This window comes from Candidatus Symbiopectobacterium endolongispinus (assembly GCF_018777385.1).
Taxonomy (GTDB): domain Bacteria; phylum Pseudomonadota; class Gammaproteobacteria; order Enterobacterales; family Enterobacteriaceae; genus Symbiopectobacterium; species Symbiopectobacterium endolongispinus.
Window position 1 is genome coordinate 57,332 of the sequence record NZ_JAFJYB010000005.1, and the last position, 22,025, is coordinate 79,356.

7 protein-coding genes and 10 pseudogenes are annotated in these 22,025 nt (G+C 55.1%); 12 read left to right on the plus strand and 5 right to left on the minus strand.

Annotated features, from left to right (window positions below; genetic code table 11):
• Positions 1-4 precede the first annotated feature (4 nt).
• Positions 5-672: pseudogene (gene ilvY, locus JZM30_RS19130) on the minus strand (HTH-type transcriptional activator IlvY); the annotation flags it as partial.
• Between ilvY and ilvC the strand changes: the two are divergent.
• A pseudogene (gene ilvC, locus JZM30_RS19135) lies at positions 643-2,094 on the plus strand (ketol-acid reductoisomerase). The pseudogenes ilvY and ilvC overlap by 30 nt on opposite strands.
• Positions 2,095-2,172: 78 nt before the next feature.
• On the opposite strand, the gene putP reads toward ilvC, so the two are convergent.
• Positions 2,173-3,657, minus strand: a complete 1,485-nt coding sequence (putP, locus tag JZM30_RS19140) for a sodium/proline symporter PutP (protein ID WP_252320715.1) — start codon at positions 3,655-3,657, stop codon at positions 2,173-2,175.
• Between the two features lie 356 nt (positions 3,658-4,013).
• On the opposite strand from putP, the pseudogene putA reads away from it, so the two are divergent.
• Positions 4,014-7,918: pseudogene (gene putA / locus JZM30_RS19145) on the plus strand (trifunctional transcriptional regulator/proline dehydrogenase/L-glutamate gamma-semialdehyde dehydrogenase).
• 59 nt (positions 7,919-7,977) lie between these two features.
• Here putA and ppiC read toward each other — a convergent pair.
• Entirely contained in the window at positions 7,978-8,259 is a 282-nt protein-coding gene (ppiC, locus tag JZM30_RS19150; protein WP_252320717.1) for a peptidylprolyl isomerase PpiC, read from the minus strand.
• 178 nt (positions 8,260-8,437) lie between these two features.
• Here ppiC and rep point away from each other — a divergent pair.
• Positions 8,438-10,462, plus strand: a pseudogene (gene rep, locus JZM30_RS19155) (DNA helicase Rep).
• A gap of 8 nt (positions 10,463-10,470) precedes the next feature.
• Here rep and gppA read toward each other — a convergent pair.
• Together gppA and rhlB are read right to left on the minus strand one after the other, a co-directional pair.
• A pseudogene (gene gppA, locus JZM30_RS19160) lies at positions 10,471-11,954 on the minus strand (guanosine-5'-triphosphate,3'-diphosphate diphosphatase).
• Between the two features lie 6 nt (positions 11,955-11,960).
• A pseudogene (gene rhlB, locus JZM30_RS19165) lies at positions 11,961-13,231 on the minus strand (ATP-dependent RNA helicase RhlB).
• A 118-nt stretch (positions 13,232-13,349) separates the two neighbouring features.
• Between rhlB and trxA the strand changes: the two are divergent.
• The 9 genes and pseudogenes from trxA (at position 13,350) to rffA (ending at position 22,024) form a co-directional block, all read left to right on the plus strand.
• Positions 13,350-13,676, plus strand: a complete 327-nt coding sequence (trxA, locus tag JZM30_RS19170; RefSeq protein WP_252320719.1) for a thioredoxin TrxA — start codon at positions 13,350-13,352, stop codon at positions 13,674-13,676.
• A gap of 437 nt (positions 13,677-14,113) precedes the next feature.
• On the plus strand, positions 14,114-15,373 hold the full coding sequence (gene rho / locus JZM30_RS19175) for a transcription termination factor Rho (RefSeq protein ID WP_252320721.1): 1,260 nt from the start codon (positions 14,114-14,116) through the stop codon (positions 15,371-15,373).
• Positions 15,374-15,681: 308 nt separating this feature from the next.
• Positions 15,682-16,764: a UDP-N-acetylglucosamine--undecaprenyl-phosphate N-acetylglucosaminephosphotransferase gene (gene wecA / locus JZM30_RS19180; RefSeq protein ID WP_252320723.1), complete on the plus strand. Its 1,083-nt coding sequence runs from the start codon at positions 15,682-15,684 to the stop codon at positions 16,762-16,764.
• Between the two features lie 23 nt (positions 16,765-16,787).
• A pseudogene (gene wzzE / locus JZM30_RS19185) lies at positions 16,788-17,868 on the plus strand (ECA polysaccharide chain length modulation protein).
• Between the two features lie 52 nt (positions 17,869-17,920).
• A pseudogene (gene wecB, locus JZM30_RS19190) lies at positions 17,921-18,619 on the plus strand (non-hydrolyzing UDP-N-acetylglucosamine 2-epimerase); the annotation flags it as partial.
• Positions 18,598-19,080 (plus strand): annotated as a pseudogene (locus tag JZM30_RS19195) (UDP binding domain-containing protein); the annotation flags it as partial. The pseudogenes wecB and JZM30_RS19195, both read left to right, overlap by 22 nt.
• Positions 19,071-20,144, plus strand: coding sequence for a dTDP-glucose 4,6-dehydratase (rffG, locus tag JZM30_RS19200; protein ID WP_252320725.1), 1,074 nt, complete (start codon positions 19,071-19,073; stop codon positions 20,142-20,144). The pseudogene JZM30_RS19195 and the gene rffG, both read left to right, overlap by 10 nt.
• A 163-nt stretch (positions 20,145-20,307) precedes the next feature.
• Positions 20,308-20,928: a dTDP-4-amino-4,6-dideoxy-D-galactose acyltransferase gene (rffC, locus tag JZM30_RS19205; RefSeq protein ID WP_438801525.1), complete on the plus strand. Its 621-nt coding sequence runs from the start codon at positions 20,308-20,310 to the stop codon at positions 20,926-20,928.
• A pseudogene (rffA, locus tag JZM30_RS19210) lies at positions 20,915-22,024 on the plus strand (dTDP-4-amino-4,6-dideoxygalactose transaminase). Before rffC ends, rffA begins: the two are co-directional and overlap by 14 nt.
• Position 22,025: the final 1 nt, after the last annotated feature.

The following is a 22,025-nucleotide window of genomic DNA, read 5'->3' on the forward strand; positions in this document are numbered from 1 at the left end:
TCCCTCAAACACTGTCCTGCAAGATATGCCAGAACGCGGCAATCAATGGCTCATTGAGTCGCTTTTTCTGCACGCAAACGCCGAGTTCAAACGGTTCCATCGCTTGTCCAGCAATACTGAAACGCGGTTACGCACTGGCTCTGGGCTGTTTTCCAGCACCACGTCCGGGATCAACGAGATGCCGCAGCCTAGTGCTACCATCAACACCATTGCCTCGTGTCCCGACACGGTGGCGTAAATCAACGGATTGGCGATGTGGTGACGACGGAACCAGACATAAATACGTTTTCGCACCGGGCCGTGCTCGGGCAAAATAAACGGAATCTGTGCCCAGTCTGGATTGGGTTGCCGTACCATCGACTGCACCGGTGATGCCAGTGCTGGGGCAATCAGTACCAGGGGGATCTTGCCGATAGGCATAAAATCGATGGTGGTAGGTAAGGTTTCCGGGTGGCCCGCGATGCCGAGATCGGCTTCATTGGACTGCACTTTTTCCACCGCATCGGCGGCATCGCCGGTTGTCAGCTTGATTTCGACCAGCGGATGCTGGGCGCGGAAACGGTCGAGGATCGGCGGTAGATGGCTATAGGCGGCGGTCACGGAACAGAAAATGCGTAGCTCACCGCTCAATGACGACCCTCGTTGCCCAATGGCGTGGCGCAATTGGGTGTATGTCGTTTCATGGGACGTGAAGAATTCGCAGACGAAGCGAACTACCTGAAAGGCAAAAAAGTGGTGATCGTCGGTTGCGGCGCGCAAGGGCTGAACCAGGGTTTGAATATGCGTGATTCCGGGCTGGATATCGCCTATGCGCTGCGTGCAGAAGCTATCGCGGAAAAACGTGCGTCATGGCGTAAAGCGACTGAAAACGGTTTTAAAGTCGGCACCTATGAAGAGCTGATCCCGCAGGCGGATCTGGTGGTGAACCTGACGCCAGACAAGCAGCACTCCGCTGTGGTTCAGGCTGTTCAACCGCTGATGAAGCAGGGTGCATCTCTGGGTTACTCTCACGGCTTCAACATCATTGAAGTGGGTGAGCAGATCCGTAAAGACATCACTGTTGTGATGGTGGCGCCGAAATGCCCGGGCACCGAAGTACGTGAAGAGTACAAACGCGGCTTTGGCGTTCCGACGCTGATCGCGGTTCACCCGGAAAACGACCCGAAAGGTGAAGGCATGGCGATCGCCAAGGCCTGGGCTGCCGCTACCGGTGGTCACCGTGCGGGCGCACTGCAATCTTCTTTCGTTGCCGAAGTGAAATCTGACCTGATGGGCGAGCAGACCATCCTGTGCGGTATGTTGCAGGCCGGTTCTTTGCTGAGCTTTGACAAACTGGTTGCTGAAGGCGCTGATCCTGCCTATGCGGAAAAACTGATTCAGTTCGGCTGGGAAACCATTACCGAAGCGCTGAAGCAAGGCAGCATCACACTGATGATGGATCGTCTGTCTAATCCGGCAAAACTGCGTGCTTACGCGCTGTCTGAGCAGTTGAAAACGATCATGGTTCCGCTGTTCCAGAAACACATAGACGATATCATCCCCGGTGCGTTCTCCAGCGGCATGATGGAAGACTGGGCCAACGACGACATTAAACTGCTGACCTGGCGTGAAGAAACCGGTAAATCCGCGTTTGAAAATGCCCCGCAGTTCGACGGTAAAATCGCAGAGCAAGAGTATTTTGACCACGGCGTATTGATGATCGCTATGGTTAAAGCCGGTGTAGAACTGGCGTTCGAAACCATGGTAAGCGCGGGCATCATCGAAGAATCCGCTTACTGCGAATCGCTGCACGAACTGCCGCTGATTGCGAACACCATTGCACGTAAGCGTCTGTATGAAATGAACGTGGTTATCTCTGATACCGCAGAATACGGTAACTACCTGTTCGCGAATGCCGCCGTGCCGTTGCTGAAACAGGCATTCATGGCTTCACTGCAAGCGGGCGACATCGGCAAGCCGGTGGCGGCTACCAGCGTAGATAATGCACAACTGCGCGACGTTAATGACGCGATCCGTAACCACCCGATCTAAGCGGTTGGTCAGAAACTGCGTGGCTACATGAAAGACATGAAACGCATTGCGGTTGCAGGCTAAGAATAAACGCATTACTTCGGCAATGAAAAAAGGCGCAACCGTGGTTGCGCCTTTTTTATGCGTGAAACACATAGTTCCTTAACGGCTTTGGAACTGGGCTTCTGCTTGTTGGAAGCGATCGGTGACGGCTTTGGAGGGCGCACGACCCATCAGGCTAACGATAAAGATCGCCAGGCTGGCAAAGAGAAAGCCGGGGATGATTTCATACAGATTAAACCAGGCATTTTGTTTCCAGATAATCACCGTGGCAGCCCCGATCAGCATACCGACCAGCGCGCCGTTACGCGTCATACGCGGCCACAGCAGGGAAATCAGGATCACTGGACCAAACGCGGCCCCAAAACCTGCCCAGGCGTAGCTGACCAGCCCCAACACGCGGTTTTCCGGGTTGGCGGCCAACAAGATTGAAATGACGGCAATCAATAACACCATAATTCGACCGACCCAGACCAGCTCGCGTTGCGTAGCTCCAGGACGGAAGAAGGGGCGGTACAAGTCTTCGGTAATGGCGCTGGAGCAGACCAGCAGCTGACAGCTCAGGGTGCTCATTACCGCCGCCAGAATAGCGGAAAGTAACACACCGGCGATCCACGGGTTAAACAGCAACATGGAAAGCTCAATAAATACCCGCTCGGCATTGTTGGTGACGTTGCCTGCTTGTTCCGGATGATTGCTGAAGTAGGCGATACCGAAGAAGCCCACGCTCACCGCCCCCGCAAGACACAGGATCATCCAGGTCATACTGATGCGGCGTGCACTGCGAATGGTGTGGTGAGAATCTGCTGCCATAAAGCGCGCCAAAATGTGTGGCTGTCCAAAGTAGCCAAGGCCCCAACCCAGTAACGAAATGATGGCGATAACGTCCAACCCTTTGAACATATCCAGATTGGCCGGGTTTTTCGCCGCGATCACCAACAGAGACGTATCGATGCCATCCAGCGCCAGAATCACCATCACTGGTGTCAGGATCAAGGCGAAAATCATCAGCGTGGCCTGTACCGTATCCGTCCAACTGACTGCCAGATAGCCACCGATAAAGGTATAGGCGATGGTAGCGGCCGCACCGGCCCACAATGAGGTGGCGTAGCTCATGCCAAAGGTGCTTTCGAACAAGCGGGCACCAGCAACGATGCCAGAAGCGCAGTAAATGGTAAAAAACACCAGAATAATCAAGGCCGCAATGACTCTCAGGATTTTTCTGGTGTCTTCGAAACGGTGTGTGAAATAGTCTGGCAAGGTCAGCGCGTTGTGGTTCACTTCGGTGTGAACGCGCAGACGACCTGCAACCCAGCGCCAGTTGAGGTAAGCGCCGATAGTCAGTCCGATAGCGATCCAGCTTTCAGAAATGCCGGAAATAAATATCGCGCCTGGCAACCCCATCAGCAGCCAGCCGCTCATGTCAGAAGCCACCGCTGAAAGTGCCGTGACCACACTGCCCATCCGGCGTCCACCCAGAATATAGTCGCCAAGGGTGGTGGTTGAGCGATAGGCGGCCAGGCCGATCAAGACCATTCCGAAGATATACACCAGAAAGGTCACCAGCATGGGTGTACTCATTGTCATTAGAATCTCCAAGTTAAAGCGCCCTGTCTATCCCCATCATGCTAGGGCATAAAGGCAAATCATATTGTTGGTATAACCTGACGGGAACGACGTCAGGTAGAGCGCAGTCTTCACGATTGCGGATCCCTCGTGCAGCCTGTTTTTTCTTATAATGTAAAGCGTTAACGATTTGTTATATTTCCTCGTCACGCCAATGTTATACACTTGTTAACTGCATTGCATCTTATGGCAACTCGCGAAAACCAGGTTGCATAATCCGATAACGACGGCCAAGCTTCGAAGGCATACCTTCAACAAATCAACGTTATCCTATCCCTCACTATCGATGATTATCTTGGCTTCACTGGAGTGAAACGATGAGATTCTCCACTATAGCGGTAAAGCTTGACGATGCGACCCGCAATCGTATCGAACGTACAGCGCAGCGCCTTGATCGTCGCATTGGTTGATTGAGCACGCTATTTTTTGCTATCTCGACGCCGTCGAGCGCGATGGTAAGGCTCCTGACATCACACCAGAGCAGGGTAAAGCATTTAACGTGCTCCGGAGATTATGCCGAAATCTCGTCAGGAAGGAAGCTATCAGCCGTTTTTAGCTTTCACGCAAACGCTGTTACCCCGTTCACCGCAGCGTGATGCTATCACGGCGGCGTACCGCCGTTCCGAGGGCGAAATGGTGCCGTTACTGCTCGAGCGGGTAGAACCGATGGCATCAATGGCACCGGCGGTGCAGGCGCTGGCCTATCGACTGGCGCAGACGCTGCGGCGTGAACAGCAGACCCATGGGCGAGCGGGACGGTTGCAAAGTTTGTTACAGGCCTTTTCCCTGTCATCGTCAGAGGGGATTGCTCTGATGTGCCTGGCAGAAGCGTTGCTGCGTATTCCAGGTGCCTCAACGCGCAATGCGCTGATCCGTGACAAGATCAGCAGCGGTGACTGGCATTCCAATTTGGGGAAAGGGCAATAGATGCTGCTGACCGGGAAGCTGGTTGCGACGCACAGTGAAACGCGTCTGGCACACACCCTGAAGCAACTGATTAACAAGGGGGGCGAGCCGGTCATTCGATTGGGGATGGATCGCGTGATGCGCCTGATGGGGGAGCAGTTTGTTACTGGAGAAACCATCGATGAGGCGCTGTCCAACGCGGAACATCTGGAACAGCAGGGATTTCGCTATTCCTATGACATGCTGGGCGAAGCGGCCCTCACCGAACAGGATGTGGAGGCTTACCTCAACGCTTATCAGCAGGCGATTCATGCGATTGGCATGGCATCTCAGGGGCGTGGGGTGTATGAAGGGGCCGGGTATCTCCATCAAGCTGTCGGCGCTGCATCCACGTTATAGTCGTGCGCAGTACGATCGCGTCATGGAGGTGCTATATCCCCGTTTGTTGGCGTTGACGTTGCAGGCGATGCAGTACGATATCGGCATTAATATTGATGCGGAAGAAGCAGAACGGCTAGAGATCCCCCTCGATCTGTTGGAGCGGTTGTGCCATGAGCCTGCGCTGGAGGGGTGGAAAGGGATCGGTTTTGTGGTGCAGGCCTACCAGAAACGCTGCCCGTTTGTGATTGATTTCCTTATCGATCTGGCACAGCGTACCCAGCGACGCCTGATGGTGCGATTGGTGAAAGGTGCTTACTGGGACAGCGAAATCAAGCGCACGCAAGTAGATGGTCTGGAGGATTACCCCGTCTATACCCTTAAAGTCTATACTGATGTCGCCTATCTGGCCTGCGCTCGCCAACTGCTGGCGGAACTGGATGCCATTTACCCGCAGTTCGCTACCCACAATGCTCATACCCTGAGCGCGGTGTATACGCTGGCCGGTGACAGTTATTACCCCGGGCAATATGAATTTCAATGCCTGCACGGTATGGGGGAGGCGCTTTATTCGCAGGTCGTCGGTCCCGAAGAACAGGGCAAGCTGGCGCGCCCCTGTCGGCACCCATGAAACCCTGCTGGCCTATTTGGTGCGGCGTCTATTGGAAAATGGTGCCAACACCTCGTTTGTTAACCGCATTGCGGATGCGGAGGTCTCACTGGAGCAACTGATTGCCAGCCCGATAGCTGAAGTGCAGGCGCTGGCATACAAAGAAGGGGCTCCCGGATGCCCGCATACGCGAATTCCTCTACCTGCTCAGATCTACGGTGCAGAGCGTTGCAATGCGCAAGGCGTAGATCTGACCGATGAGCGCCGTCTGGAAATGCTTGCAGCGGCCTTAAGCGCCGACGCCGCGCAGGTACGGCATGCGGCACCGATTATGGTCGATGCATCATCACCGTTGGCGGCTCGGCCAGTGATCAATCCGGCCCAACAGCACGATATCGTGGGATACGTGCGTGATGCCAGCGAGGAGGATGTGCGCATTGCGTTAGGCTGTGCGGTGCAGGCAGCAGAGCGGTTCTCGACGGTGTCGCTCCCGCAGCGGGTTGCCAGACTGCAACGCGCTGCTAGCTTGCTGGAAGCCGCGTATCCGCAGTTCATCGGGTTATTGGTGCGCGAGGCGGGGAAAACCGTGCCAAATGCCATTGCTGAAATACGCGAAGCGGTGGACTTCTTGCGCTATTACGCACAGCAGTCTGCTGCGGTGTCATCGGAACAAGTTTGCTCGCTGGGCGTAGTGGTTTGCATCAGTCCGTGGAACTTCCCGTTGGCCATTTTTACCAGGCAGATTGCTGCTGCACTGGCTGCGGGGAATGCGGTACTGGCAAAACCGGCGGAGCAAACACCACTGGTTGCCGCGTTGGCGGTGCAGCTGCTGCATCAGGCTGGCATTGCGCCTGATGTGTTGCAACTGCTGCCCGGCGCTGGGGAACGCGTCGGTGCGGCGCTGGTGCGCGATGCGAGCGTCAATGTGGATCGACCGCGGTTGCCAAGAGCTTGCAGCGCACGTTGGCAGAACGGTTGGATGCGCATGGGCAACCTGCGGTGCTGATCGCTGAAACCGGTGGGATGAATGCCATGATTGTCGATTCGTCCGCGCTGACAGAGCAGGTGGTCAGCGATGTCATGGCCTCAGCCTTTGACAGCGCAGGGCAGCGTTGTTCAGCACTGCGTCTGCTCTGTCTTCAGGAGGACATTGCAGAAGCGACACTGAACATGCTGCGTGGCGCCATGGCGCAGTTCCGCGTGGGCAATCCCGACAGCCTGGCAACGGACTGCGGCCCGGTGATAGACGATGAAGCCCGCGAACGGATCGAGCAGCATATTCACCTGATGCAAGCGGAAGGGCATTCGGTGTTTCAGGCGGCTTTCGGCGCACAGGCGTGCCTGGCCTCATGGCGACATGGCACCTTTGTCTTGCCGACGCTGATTGAACTGGACCAGGTAGCCAGCTTGCAACAAGAGATCTTTGGTCCGGTGCTGCACGTGGTGCGCTATGCGCGCGAGGGGCTGGATACGTTGATTGAGGAGATCAACGCCCTGGGGTATGGGCTCACGTTGGGCGTCCATTCACGGATTGATGAAACCATTTCGCGTATCACGCAGCGGGCGCATGTGGGTAACCAATACGTCAATCGCAATATGGTGGGGGCTGTGGTCGGCGTTCAGCCATTCGGAGGCGAAGGGTTGTCCGGTACAGGGCCGAAAGCGGGCGGGCCGCTCTATTTGCCACGCTTGCAGAGAACACCGCCTGGCCAACCCAGCGCAGCGAGCAACGCATTGGGCGTCAATGCCACATTGGCGACGACGCCGGAACGCGCGGGGTTTGCGCTACTGGTTGACTGGGCGCAACAACAGGGACGGCTGGCGGTGTTCGAGGCGGCGCAGAGCTACCGTGCCTGGGGCGCTGTCAGCGGTGTGATACGCCCGCTGCCGGGGCCCACTGGCGAACGCAATACCTATATGCTGACACCGCGCGATAACGTGTTGTGTCTGGCGCAGGAAAGTGACGATATTCTGCGCCAGTTGGCGGCGCTGCTGGCCGTGGGAAGTAACGCATTATGGCCTGACAGTGCAGCGTTACGTGAACTTGCCGGCAGCTTGCCGCTGGAAGTGCAGCGCCGCATCCGTTTTACGCCGGAATGGCAACAGGAAAGTGAGCATATTGGCGCGGTTATCTGTCACGGCGAGAGCGACATGTTGCGTGAGGTTAATCAGCGGATTACGCAATGGACGGGGGCGATTATTCCTCTGCTCGGCTGTGAACCAGGCAGTGACACGATCCCACTGGAGCGGTTATGGCATGAACGTGTGCTCAGCGTGAATACGGCGGCAGCGGGGGGAAATGCCAGCCTGCTGATGATAACGGAGTGATCACTCCGTACGCGCCGCGCATACTGCGCTGCGCAACAGTACGCCGGTTGCCAGAACGCTTAGTTGCGGTACAGCACCTTGATGATGTGATAGCCGAACTGGGTTTTTACCGGTCCAAAGGGTTTCAGCAACTCGCAGGAAAATACCGCCTTGTCAAAAGCGGGCACCATATCGCCCTGACGGAACTCACCCAGATTGCCCCCATCCCGTTTGGATGGGCAGGTAGAGTGCTTTTTAGCTAACTGCTGAAAGTCTGCCCCTTGCGCCAATTGGTCCAGTAGATCATTCGCCTGTTGTTCTGTATCGACCAGAATATGCAGTGCAGATGCCGTTTTCGCCATGGGAATACCTTTCATGTTATTAAGAAGCGTGAATTGAACAGGCCTCACGCCGACGCCGATGGCTGGCAATGTAGCACGATGCAGGCCTGATGTAGATCGGTAAAGGCGAATCCGGCCATCAAGATCTGTGCGGCTTTCTGCTACAATCGGCTTCCGTTTTTATTACGAGTTGAACGTCATGCGCCTGAATCCCAGTCAACAACATGCTGTCGAATTTGTCACCGGCCCTTGTCTGGTGCTGGCTGGCGCGGGATCAGGCAAAACGCGCGTTATCACCAACAAGATTGCTCGTCTGATCCGTAAGTGCGGCTATCAGGCGCGTCATATCGCCGCGGTGACCTTTACCAACAAGGCTGCGCGTGAAATGAAAGCGCGTGTGGCGCAGACCTTAGGGCGCAAGGAGACGCGTTGGTTGCTGATCGCCACCTTTCACACCCTGGGGTTGGAGGTCATTAAACGGGAATATGCCGCGTTGGGCATGAAGGCGAACTTCTCGCTGTTTGACGATCAGGATCAGGCCGCACTGCTCAATGAACTGACGGAAACCTGGTTGGAAGGCGATAAAACCCAGCTACAGCAGTTGACCGCCACCATTTCCAACTGGAAAAACGATCTGATGGACCCGACGCAGGCGGCGGCATCGGCGCAGTCGGAGCGTGATAAGCTGTTTGCGCACTGTTATGGTCTGTATCACGGCCACTTGCGCGCCTGTAACGTACTGGATTTTGACGATCTGATCCTGTTGCCAACGCTGCTGTTCAAGCGCAATGAAGAGGTGCGTGAGCGCTGGCAAAACCGCTTGCGCTACCTGCTGGTGGATGAGTATCAGGACACCAACACCAGCCAGTATGAGCTGATCAAACTGCTGGTTGGTGCACGTGCACGCTTTACCGTGGTCGGCGATGACGACCAATCCATCTACTCTTGGCGCGGTGCCCGTCCGCAAAACCTGGTACTGCTTTCACAGGATTTCCCTCAGCTTGAAGTGATCAAGCTGGAGCAAAATTACCGTTCTTCGGGCCGTATTCTCAAAGCGGCCAATATCATGATCGCCAATAACCCACACGTATTTGAAAAAAACTCTTTTCTGAATTGGGTTACGGCAGTGAACTGCAGGTGATCACCGCCAACAACGAAGACCACGAGGCGGAACGGGTGGTGGGCGAACTGATTGCCCATCACTTTATCAACAAGACGCAGTACAGTGACTATGCCATCCTCTATCGTGGCAACCATCAGTCGCGACTGTTCGAAAATATGCTGATGCAAAACCGCATTCCCTATCGCATCTCTGGCGGTACCTCCTTCTTTTCTCGTCCGGAAATCAAAGATCTGTTGGCCTATCTGCGCGTTTTGACCAACGCGGATGACGACAGCGCCTTTCTACGCATCGTCAACACCCCTAAGCGAGAAATCGGCCCCGCGACGCTACAGAAACTGGGTGAGTGGGCCAATGTGCGCAACAAAAGCCTGTTTACCGCCAGTTTTGATTTAGGGCTGGAAGCACACCTGTCTGGCCGTGGGTTGTCCTCACTGCAACGTTTTACCCACTGGATGCGGGAAATTGCCCAGCAGGCTGAGCGAGAACCGGTGGCGGCGGTGCGCGACTTCATTCACGGGCTGGATTATGAAAGCTGGCCGTATGAAACCTCAACCAGCCCGAAAGCGGCGGAAATGCGTATGAAAAACGTCAATCAGCTGTTTAGCTGGATGACGGAAATGCTGGCAGGCTCGGAGTTCGATGAACCGATGACGCTGACACAGGTGGTAACGAGGTTCACCCTGCGCGATATGATGGAGCGCGGCGAAAGCGAAGAAGAGGTGGATCAGGTGCAACTGATGACCATGCACGCCTCAAAAGGGTTGGAGTTTCCCTATGTGTATCTGGTGGGGATGGAGGAGGTACTACTGCCGCACCAGAGCAGCATTGACGAAGATAATGTCGATGAAGAGCGTCGCCTGGCGTATGTCGGTATCACACGGGCGCAACGTGAGCTGGTTTTTTACCCTGTGCAAAGAGCGTCGCCAGTATGGCGAACTGGTGCGGCCAGAACCCAGCCGTTTCTTGCTGGAACTGCCGCAGGACGATCTGCAATGGGAAACAGCGCACAAAGTGGTCAGCGCGCAAGAGCGGATGCAAAAGGGGCAAAGCCATCTGGCGAATCTGCGCGCGCAGCTGGCGCAGGCGCGCGATAAGGAGTAATACCGCTGTTACGGCGTGGCTTCCTCAATCACCAATGACCAATGGGCATAGCCCTGCCAACGGCTTTCCTGCTCCAGCGCTTCTGCGCGCAGGGGATGGGCGGCCAGCCAGCAGGTAGCTGGATGTGCAGGGTATCGCCGTCCGCCCGCAAGATGCTGTCAGGCAAGGTGTCATCACGGCGACGGCTGGCGAAAATAATCGCCAGTCGCAACAAACGGCATAAGCGCTGCGCAGGCAGTACGGGTACGGCGTTTTGCTGATTTAATGACTGAAGATCGAGCGCACCACTCTGATTTAACACCAGAATAGCCAGCAGTTTTTTCTGTGCCGGTGTGAAACTGGGAAGATCGCTGTTGCGTATGAGATAGGCGGCGTGTTGCGGAGCATTGCGAAAATCAATGGCCGGACCGATTTCATGCAGAAAACCGGCGCTGTGCAGCAACTCACGACATCGGTGATCCAACGGCCAATCCTGCGCCAGTTGGTGCAGGAAATTGTCGGCTAATGTGCTGACGCGCTGGCCCTGTTCACCGTCTAACAGGTAGCGGCGTTGCAGATTGAGCAGCGTGCGCTGGCGAATATCCTGCTCTACGGGCAGGTGCAGCATCCCGTATACCAAGCCTTCGCGCAGTGCGCCACCGGCCAATGTCATACTCTGAATGCCAAGTTCCTGGAAAATCGCCAACAGAATGGACAATCCGCTGGGGAACACTAGCGCCAGCTCTAACGTCAGGCCGTCAATTTCCAGTTCTTCCAGCTTATGGCACGCGATGGCATGCTCTTTCAGGGCGCACAGCTTGTCGAGCGTTAATGTGCTCGTCCATGCCCGAGGCGACCATAATCTCTTGCAACGCTTGTACGGTGCCGGATGCGCCCACGCACACTTGCCACCCCTGTGCACGCAGTTGGGCGGCCACGGGGCGTATCATGTCACCGGCAGCCTGTTCAGCACGGGCAAAATTTTCCGCTGTCAGGGTGCGATCGCTGAAATAACGCTCCAGCCAGGTCACGCATCCCATGGGCAAACTGAGTAACTGTGTGGCCTGTGCGGCGGTTCCGGTCGCCAGTTCGGTACTGCCACCGCGATATCCACCACCAGACGTTGTTCCGGACCGCCGGTGGTGTGGGCCACGCCCTGATAAATCAGGCGCGCTTCCTCTTCACCGCTGATGACTTGAATCGGCAAACCCAGGATCTGCTGCGCCTGCGCCAGAAATTCATCGGCATTGGTGGCAAGCCGCAGGGTCGCCGTCGCAACAACGCGGGTTTGCGTCTGAGGGATATCCTGCAAGCGTTCGGAAAACAGGCGCAAGCACTACCAGCCGCGCTGCATGGCTTCCTGTGACAAGCGGTTATCACGATCCAGTCCCGCAGCCAAACGCACTTTACGTTTAATGCGCGCTAGCGTTTTAATGCTGCCAGCGCTCTCCCGCACCACCAGCATATGGAAGCTGTTCGAGCCCGCCGCATACAGCGAGGAAGCATTTAGCATGGATGCTTAACTCGGTCTTTTACGGTTGCCGCGCGGTGCGCCGCTACGACGTGGCGGGCCACTGCTGGTGCGCGTGCGGAGCAAGCGCTTCGGCGCGGGCAGATTGGTCATCAGCGCATCACTATCGTATTTGCTTACCGGGATTGAATGGCCCGTATATTGCTCAATGGCAGGCAGGTTCAGCGCATACTCTTCACAGGCCAGGCTGATGGAGAAACCGCTGGCACCGGCACGTCCGGTACGGCCGATGCGGTGCACATAGTCTTCGCAATCGTCCGGCAAGTCATAGTTGAATACGTGAGTGACAGACGGAATATGAAGACCGCGCGCCGCAACATCGGTGGCGACCAGAATATCCAGATTGCCCTGCGTGAAGTCATCCAGAATGCGCAGACGTTTTTTCTGCGCTACGTCGCCAGTCAGCATACCAACGCGATGGCCGTCCGCAGCCAGATGGCCCCAGATGTCTTCGCAGCGGTGCTTAGTGTTAGCGAAGATGATGCAGCGGTCTGGCCACTCTTCTTCCAGCAACGTTTGCAGCAGGCGCATCTTCTCTTCGTTTGACGGATAGAACAGCTCTTTCTTGATGCGGTGCCCGGTTTTCTGCTCCGGCTCTACTTCAACGTACTCGGCGTTGTTCATCTGTTCAAACGCCAACTCACGCACACGGTATGACAGCGTGGCGGAGAACAGCATGTTCAGGCGCTGCGTTACCGGCGGCATGCGGCGGAACAGCCAGCGAATATCTTTGATAAAGCCCAGATCGTACATTATGTCGGCTTCATCCAGCACCACAACCTGAATGGCACCAAGGTCAATGTGATTCTGCTTAGCGTAGTCGATCAAGCGGCCTGTGGTACCGAGCAGGATATCAACACCCTGCTCCAGCACTTTAAGCTGCTTATCGTAACCGTCTCCGCCGTAAGCCAGACCCAGTTTCAAGCCTGTCGATTCTGCTAGCGCCTGTGCATCCGCGTGGATTTGCACGGCCAACTCGCTAGTGGGGGCCATGATCAGCGCGCGCGGCTGGTTGGTTTGACGCTCTGCCGAAGCAGGATGCGACAAGAGATAGTGGAAAGTAGACGCCAGAAATGCCAGCGTCTTGCCAGTTCCGGTTTGCGCCTGACCCGCGACGTCTCGGCCATCAAGGGCGAGAGGTAGTGCGAGTGCCTGGATGGGCGTACAGTTATAAAACCCTTTTTTTCAAGGGTTTTGATTACCTGCGGGTGCAGCGCGAAGTCGGAAAACTTCTGTTCAGTCAAGTGTATTTTGCTCATAGTGTGGTAGAATATCAGCTAACTATTGTTTTACGAAAGCGTATACAGTGAAATAAAGTCAAGCTTTGTTGGTTAATGCTACACCAACTCGCTAAAGATAATCCTGCGGAGTAAAAAAATGAGCGATAAAATTATTCACCTGACAGACGACAGCTTCGAAACGGACGTGTTGCGGGCCGAAGGGGCAACACTGGTTGATTTTTGGGCCGAATGGTGTGGTCCCTGCAAAATGATCGCTCCCATTCTCGATGAAATCGCTGATGAATTCGAAGGTCGCATCACCGTTGCTAAACTTAACATTGATGAAAATCCGGCGACTGCGCCGAAATACGGCATCCGTGGTATTCCGACCCTGCTGCTGTTCAAGAACGGTGAAGTGGCGGCAACGAAAGTAGGTGCGCTGTCCAAAGGCCAGTTGAAAGAGTTTTTGAACACCAATCTGTAATACCTGATAGATTTATCAACGCTATTTCATCGCACAAAGCGGTCAGTGTGGATTTCTCGTATTGACCGCTTGCCGCACGTCATGAAGCGTGCTAGATTCATCAGTACTGCATATCGTACTTGCCTATGTTTAAGTCTGAAAGTTTGAATCTATAGCATTACTCGCTGTCTATACCTTAACGCTGCCCGTAAACACGGCATAAGAATCCGTAGCGTGGTCAGGCAATCTAAAAGTATTACATTAATTGGTTTCAGGTGTCTTCGATCTCTTGCCGTCGTTTTGTATAGGGCTTGCGTGGTCAACGTGTAACACGTTCACGTATCAAGCCAAACGGAATGGTGTGATTGAGGGCGGTATATGATAGTGGCACGGTGACCCTTGCCATCCCATTCACGTTAATTGTTCGAGATTTACCCCGAGTTTAAGAACCCACCACTATGAATCTTACCGAATTAAAGAATACGCCAGTTTCTAAGTTAATTACTCTTGGCGAAAACATGGGGCTGGAAAACCAGGCTCGTATGCGTAAGCAGGATATTATTTTCGCCATTTTGAAGCAGCACGCAAAAAGTGGCGAAGATATTTTCGGCGATGGCGTGCTGGAAATCTTGCAGGATGGTTTCGGTTTCCTCCGCTCCGCAGACAGCTCCTACCTCGCCGGCCCTGATGATATCTACGTTTCTCCCAGCCAAATCCGCCGTTTTAATCTTCGTACTGGTGACACCATTTCAGGCAAGATTCGTCCTCCCAAAGAAGGGGAACGCTACTTTGCCTTGTTGAAAGTCAACGAAGTCAATTACGATAAACCTGAAAACGCCCGCAACAAGATCCTGTTTGAAAACCTCACTCCGCTGCATGCCAACTCACGTTTGCGTATGGAACGCGGTAATGGTTCAACTGAAGACCTGACAGCACGCGTATTGGATTTGGCGTCTCCGATTGGCCGTGGTCAACGTGGTTTGATCGTGGCACCACCGAAAGCCGGTAAAACCATGCTGCTGCAAAATATTGCACAGAGCATCGCGTATAATCACCCTGATTGCGTGCTGATGGTACTGCTTATCGACGAACGTCCGGAAGAAGTGACCGAGATGCAACGTCTGGTGAAAGGGGAAGTGGTGGCGTCTACCTTTGACGAGCCTGCCTCTCGCCACGTTCAGGTTGCTGAAATGGTGATTGAAAAGGCCAAGCGCCTGGTCGAGCACAAAAAAGACGTTATCATCCTGCTGGACTCCATCACCCGTCTGGCGCGTGCCTACAACACCGTGGTACCGGCGTCTGGCAAAGTGCTGACCGGTGGTGTGGATGCCAACGCCCTGCACCGTCCGAAACGCTTCTTTGGTGCTGCGCGTAACGTGGAAGAGGGCGGTAGCCTGACCATTATCGCCACCGCGCTGGTAGATACAGGCTCGAAGATGGACGAAGTGATTTACGAAGAGTTTAAAGGTACAGGTAACATGGAACTGCATCTGGCGCGTAAAATCGCTGAGAAGCGTGTATTCCCGGCTATCGACTACAACCGTTCCGGTACGCGTAAAGAAGAGCTGCTTACCACCTCCGAAGAGCTGCAAAAAATGTGGATCCTGCGCAAAATCATTCACCCGATGGGTGAGATCGATGCAATGGAGTTCCTGATCAACAAGTTGGCGATGACCAAAACCAACGATGAATTCTTCGACATGATGAAGCGTTCATAAGCAGGCAGTGTTCTCGGGGGAAAACGCCACGCGGGTCGTGGCGTTTTTTTTAGGAACTTACCGACCTTTACACTACAGGGTGTTTTTCCAGAGTATTCTAGGATATCCTGGCGTCATGCTTTCCGTTATGGTACGCATTGATTTGATGGCGTCATCATAACCCCGTTGCGAGTGCCTGCCCTGTGCATGCCCGCGCGATACCGTCGGCCGCATAATGATGTGGTGGTGAACGGCCCTGTTATGGCGAACCATGCTTCGCCGTGCCAGCCTGCGGCGGCTTGTAGCCATAAACGGTAAACTTACTCGCTATGCGTCTAGAGTTATTATTGATTTTCTTGTTTTCTCTGGCTTTTCTATTCCTGGCCCGTCGCGTGGCGGGGCCGCTTGGTCTTGTCGATCGTCCCAATCAGCGTAAACGTCACCAAGGTCTGATCCCGCTGGTGGGGGGCATTTCCGTTTATGCTGGCCTGTGCTTTACCTTCCTGGTTACCGACTACTACATTCCCCATTTCCGTTTTTACCTGCTGTGCGCCGGTATTTTGGTGTTTGTCGGGGCATTAGACGATCGCTTTGATATCAGTGTCAAAATCCGTGCGCTGGTTCAGGCGCTGGTGGCCATCGCCATGATGGTGTTCGCGCATCTCTCATTGCGCAATCTGGGAGAGTTGTTTGGCCCGTGGGATATGGTACTGGGGCCATTGGGCTATCTGGTGACGCTGTTTGCCGTGTGGGCGGCCATTAACGCGTTTAACATGGTCGACGGCATCGACGGTCTGCTCGGTGGCCTTTCCGTGGTGTCGTTCGGCGCGATGGGTATCCTGCTCTACGGTTACGGTCACCACAATTTAGCGCTGTGGTGCTTTGCCATGATTGCGGCCACGCTGCCGTACATCTTACTAAACCTCGGTTTTTTTGGCCGCCTCTATAAAGTGTTTATGGGCGATGCAGGCAGCACCATGATAGGGTTCACTTCCATCTGGATCCTGATGCAATCCACGCAGGGCAAATACCATCCGATTAATCCGGTAACGGCGCTGTGGTTGATCGCCATCCCGCTGATGGATATGGTTGCCATCATGTACCGTCGTTTGCGCCGAGGGATGAGCCCCTTCGCGCCGGATCGTCGGCATATCCATCACTTATTGATGCGCGCCGGGTTTACACCGCATCAGGCTTTTGTGTTGATCACCGTGGCCGCGGTACTGTTGGCGGGTATCGGCATGGCCGGAGAGTATTTCTCTTTCATTCCTGAATGGGCCATGTTGGTGCTGTTTTTACTGGCCTTTGGGCTTTATGACTATTGCCTGAAACGGGCATGGCGCGTGGCGCGCTTTCTGAAACGCATCAAGCGTCGAGCGCACCGTAACGACAATCATAGACACTCAACTTGAAACCACATCACTTTGGGGAAGTAATGAAACACGAAAACCCTGCTAACGGAACCTCTGGCGAAGCACATTACCGCGTGACGACGGGGGGGGGGGCCGGTATTGAGAATGAACTGGACATTCGTGGCCTGTGCGGTGCGTTGTGGAGAGGCAAATTCTGGATTGCCGGCGTAGCGCTGGCTTTCGCGCTGGTGGCGTTAGGGTATTCCTATCTTGCTCGCCAAGAGTTGAGCGCTATGGCAATAACGGACCGGCCTGGCGTTACGCGGCTGGGCGGTTATTATCCGCAACAGCAGTTCTTACGTAATCTGGATGCCAAAGCTTTTGCGTCGCTGCCGCCCGAAGCGCTGTCGGTGTCAGCTAAGGTTTACGACGAGTTTGTCATGCAGGTTACCGCGTATGATACCCGGCGCGATTTCTGGCTACAGAGCGACTACTATAAATCGCATCAGGAAGGTGATGTCAAAGCGGATGCGGCCTTGCTGGACGATCTGATCGCCGACATCCAGTTTACCGCGCGTGACGACGGTAAGAAGACCTTCGATAGTGTGCGCCTGCCGCCAATCGCCTGTTGCGCGACTATATCGAATTTGCCAGTAAGCGCGCCGCACTGCACCTTAACGGTGAGCTGAAAGGCGCCTGGGCGGCACGTAAGGTCTTTTACAGTCACAGATTCAGCGTCAGGAAGCGGTCGCGCAGGCGATTTTCGATCGCGACCTGAATAGCGTGAAGATGGCGCTAAAAATTGCGCAACAGCAGGGGATAAGCCGCAGCCAGACCAATACCCCAGCGGAAGAATTGCCGCCTTCAGAACTTTTCCTGTTGGGGCGTCCGATGTTACAGGTGCAATTGGAGTCCTTGCAGGCCAGTGGGCCGCGCTTCGACATCGATTATGACCAAAATCGCGCCATGTTGGCGACGTTAAGCGTTGAGCCAACGCTTGATGCGGCATTGCCGACTTACCGTTATCTGCGCACGCCGGAGGAGCCGGTGAAGCGAGACAGTCCGCGTCGCCTGTTCTTAATGGTGATGTGGGGCGCTATCGGTGCATTAACCGGGGCGGGCATTGCATTGGTTCGCTGTAAACCTCAGCGGCGGATGGATTGACCGTTTATGCCGCCTGAAATGGCAGCCCCTAACCTGATGAAAGAGATTCATAGTGAAAGTGTTGACTATTTTCGGCACCCGTCCAGAAGCCATCAAAATGGCCCCTCTGGTTTATGCCCTGGCTCAAGATGAAGCCTTTGAATCGAAAATATGCGTAACAGCCCAGCACCGGGAGATGCTGGATCAGGTGCTGCGTTTATTTGCTATTACGCCGGATTATGATTTGAACATTATGCAGCCGGGCCAGGGGCTGAGTGAGGTCACTTGCCGCATACTGGAAGGACTGGAACCGGTATTGACGGCGTTCAAACCCGATCTGGTGCTGGTGCATGGTGATACCACCACACTGGCCGCCAGCCTTGCGGCGCTGTATCAGCGTATTCCCGTCGCTCATGTGGAGGCCGGGTTGCGCACGGGCAATCTCTATTCTCCGTGGCCTGAAGAGGCCAACCGTAAGCTGACCGGCCATTTGGTGACGTATCACTTTGCGCCAACCAAGCGGGCGCGTGATAACCTGCTGCGGGAAAACCTCGGCGACCGGCAGATCCTGGTGACGGAAAATACGGTTATCGATGCGCTGTTCTGGGTGCGCGATCGTATTCTTGGCGATGAAACATTGCTCTACTCCCTGGATACCCACTACGGTTTTCTGGATGCGAATAAAAAACTGATTCTGGTCACCGGGCATCGCCGTGAAAACTTTGGCGGCTGGTTCGAGCGTATTTGCACGGCGTTGGCGGTCATTGCATCGCGGTAGACCCGTGGTTTATCGTGGCGCAAAATCCGCAGCAGGCGCGTTTGATACACACGGCGCGGTTGGTGAACGACGGTAAGCCGTTGTGGGTGGTCGATCGCGTCAAAATGGCGGTAGCGGATTATCTGGTGCAGAGCGGAAAACGCGCCAGTGACGTGACCATCGCCTGTTTTGGGCTGGCGTTTAAGCCGGATATTGACGATTTGCGCGAAAGCCCGGCGGTCGGGATTACCGAAATGATTGCGCAGTGGCACAGCGGCACGACACTTGCCGTGGAGCCGAATGTGACTGCGTTGCCGCCACGTTTGACCGGGTTGGTTACGTTGACGGAATTACCGGCGGCGTTGCGTGAGGCGGATGTGGTGGTGATGCTGGTCGATCACCGTGCATTCCGCGCGATAGAACCTGAAAAGATAAAACAACAGTGGATTGTAGACACGAAAGGAGTATGGCGTTGAAACGTATTTTGGTGACAGGCGGCGCAGGGTTTATTGGCTCCGCGCTGGTACGCTATCTGGTAACGGAAACGCAAGACAGCGTCGTGGTGGTCGATAAGCTGACATATGCCGGTAATCTAGCATCATTGGCGCCGGTGGCGACCAGCGATCGTTTTGTGTTCGAGCAGGTTGATATCTGCGATCGTCCCGCGTTGGATCGGGTATTTGCCACGTATCAGCCGGATTTGGTGATGCATCTGGCGGCGGAAAGTCACGTTGACCGCTCGATCGATGGTCCGGCGGCGTTTATTGAAACCAATATCGTCGGTACCTATCAGATGCTGGAAGCGGCGCGCCACTACTGGAACGCGCTGGATGGCAAGAAAAAAGCGGCTTTCCGTTTCCATAATATTTCCACCGATGAGGTGTTTGGCAATCTGCATGGCACGGACGATCTGTTCACCGAAACCACGCCGTATGCGCCCAGCAGCCCTTATTCCGCATCCAAAGCCTCCAGCGACAATCTGGTGCGTGCCTGGATGCGCACCTATGGGCTGCCGACAATCATCACCAACTGCTCCAATAACTACGGTCCTTACCACTTCCCGGAAAAATTGATTCCACTGATGATCCTCAACGCAATATCCGGTAAGCCGCTGCCCGTGTATGGCAACGGTGCGCAGATCCGTGACTGGCTGTTTGTTGAAGATCATGCGCGTGCGCTTTACCTCGTGGTGACGGCGGGTGAAATCGAGGAAACCTACAATATCGGCGGCCATAACGAGCGTAAAAACCTCGACGTGGTGCATACCCTGTGCGATCTGCTGGAAGAACTGGCACCGCAAAAACCAGCGGGTGTAACCCATTATCGCGATTTGATTACTTACGTGACTGATCGACCCGGACATGACATGCGTTATGCCATCGATGCCAGCAAAATGGCGCGGAAGCTGGGTTGGAAACCACAGGAAACGTTTGAAACCGGCATGCGTAAAACGGTGTTGTGGTATCTGAACAACGAAGCCTGGTGGCGCAGTGTGCAGGATGGCTCCTATACCGGAGAACGGTTGGGGCTGGACGCATAATCGACGCGTTTGTCGTGCCCGTGTGTCAGTAACAGCAGCGTGCAGGCCATTACAGGAGAGGCGATGAAAGCGACGATCCGTGCGCATCTGATGCCGTTAGCGTGGGAAAGCGATTTTTTTCGCCCTCCCCAGCGCGCGCCTGTCGTTCAGTGATGATGCGCCAGTGCTAACATCTGAGGCGTTGACCGCGTATGCCGTGGTGCAAGCCAAGGTCGCTGCCAGCGATCTGGCGACGATCGATGCGCTCTCTGCCGAAGGTTTCCAACTGGCAGAGAGCGAAGTGGATTTTTGCCTGCCCATCGATTCTGTCGAGGCGGTGCTTCCGGCCTGGCGCGTGGCGGATAACGCAGATATTGCGCTTCTGCGTGATGCCGCTTCGCGCGTTTTTTCGCAGAGTCGGTTTCGCACACCCTGGTATCACGCTGCGGACAGCGGGCGTTTTTATGCGCAATGGGTGGAAAACGCGGTACGTGGCACCTTTGACGATGTTTGCCTGATTGCACACGACGCGCAGGGCGAGCCGCTTGGTTGGGTGACACTGCGCCAAACGCAGACGGACCAGGCGCGCATCGGCCTTCTGGCCGCGTGGCCGGGTACTTCCGGCGGGGTGGGCATGCTGCTTATGGCACTGGCAAGGCACTGGTGCCAACAGCGGCACGTGGCGCACCTGTGGGTGGCTACGCAGTTGGGTAATACGCGCGCGCTGCGCCTTTATCAACGCTCTGGCGCGCAGATTCATGACACGGCGCATTGGTTTTACAGGAGACCGCATGATTCCCTTTAACGCTCCCCCGGTTGTGGGTACCGAGCTGGACTATATGCAGGCCGCCATGAGCAGCGGCAAGCTGTGTGGTGACGGCGGTTTTACTCGCCGCTGCCAGCAATGGCTGGAGCACTATTCTGGCAGCAAGAAGGTGTTATTGACCCCCCCTGTACCGCATCGCTGGAAATGGCAGCCATCCTGCTGGATATTCATCCGGGGGATGAAGTGATCATGCCCAGCTACACTTTCGTTTCCACCGCCAATGCCTTTGTACTTCGTGGGGCAACCATCGTTTATGTCGATGTACGCCCGGATACGCTGAACATCGATGAAAGCAAAATTGAAGCGGCGATTACCGACAAAACCCGTGCCATCGTGCCGGTGCACTATGCCGGTGTGGCGTGCGAGATGGACGCCATTATGGCGCTGGCGGAAAAGTACGAGCTATGGGTGGTGGAGGATGCCGCGCAAGGGGTGATGGCGCGCTACAAAGGGCGTCCGTTGGGGGCGATTGGTCATATTGGCTGCTTCAGTTTTCACGAAACCAAAAACTACACGTCCGGCGGAGAAGGCGGTGCCATACTGATCAACGACCACGCGTTGGTTGAGCGGGCGGAAATCATCCGCGAGAAAGGCACCAACCGCAGCCAGTTTTTTCGCGGTCAGGCCGATAAATATACCTGGCGCGATATTGGTTCCAGCTACCTGATGGCAGATATTCAGGCTGCCTACCTGTGGGGGCAGTTGGAAGCCGCCGGGCGCATCAACGAACGACGTTTGCGCCTGTGGCATAACTATTATGATGCCTTCCGCCCGTTGGCGGAGGCTGGGCGCGGCACACTGCCAGCACAATGCGCACCTGTTTTACCTCAAGCTGCGCGATATTGACGATCGCGCCGCGTTTATTCATGACATGAAGGATGCAGACATCCTGACGGTGTTTCACTATATTCCGCTGCATACTTCGCCTGCGGGGCTGCGCTTCGGGCGTTTTTCCGGTGAGGATCGTTACACCACGCGGGAAAGCGAGCGACTCGTCCGGTTGCCGCTGTTTTATAATCTATCAGATGTGAATCAGCGTATGGTGATCAACACCATCCTGAGCTTCTTTTCCTGAT

What these genes read in the sequence shown, in the direction of transcription:
- rffG (WP_252320725.1), top strand. Translation starts at nt 19,071, where the DNA reads ATGGCGTTGAAACGTATTTTGGTGACAGGCGGCGCAGGGTTTATTGGC.
- putP (WP_252320715.1), bottom strand. Translation starts at nt 3,657, where the DNA reads ATGACAATGAGTACACCCATGCTGGTGACCTTTCTGGTGTATATCTTC.
- rho (WP_252320721.1), top strand. Translation starts at nt 14,114, where the DNA reads ATGAATCTTACCGAATTAAAGAATACGCCAGTTTCTAAGTTAATTACT.
- ppiC (WP_252320717.1), bottom strand. Translation starts at nt 8,259, where the DNA reads ATGGCGAAAACGGCATCTGCACTGCATATTCTGGTCGATACAGAACAA.
- trxA (WP_252320719.1), top strand. Translation starts at nt 13,350, where the DNA reads ATGAGCGATAAAATTATTCACCTGACAGACGACAGCTTCGAAACGGAC.
- wecA (WP_252320723.1), top strand. Translation starts at nt 15,682, where the DNA reads ATGCGTCTAGAGTTATTATTGATTTTCTTGTTTTCTCTGGCTTTTCTA.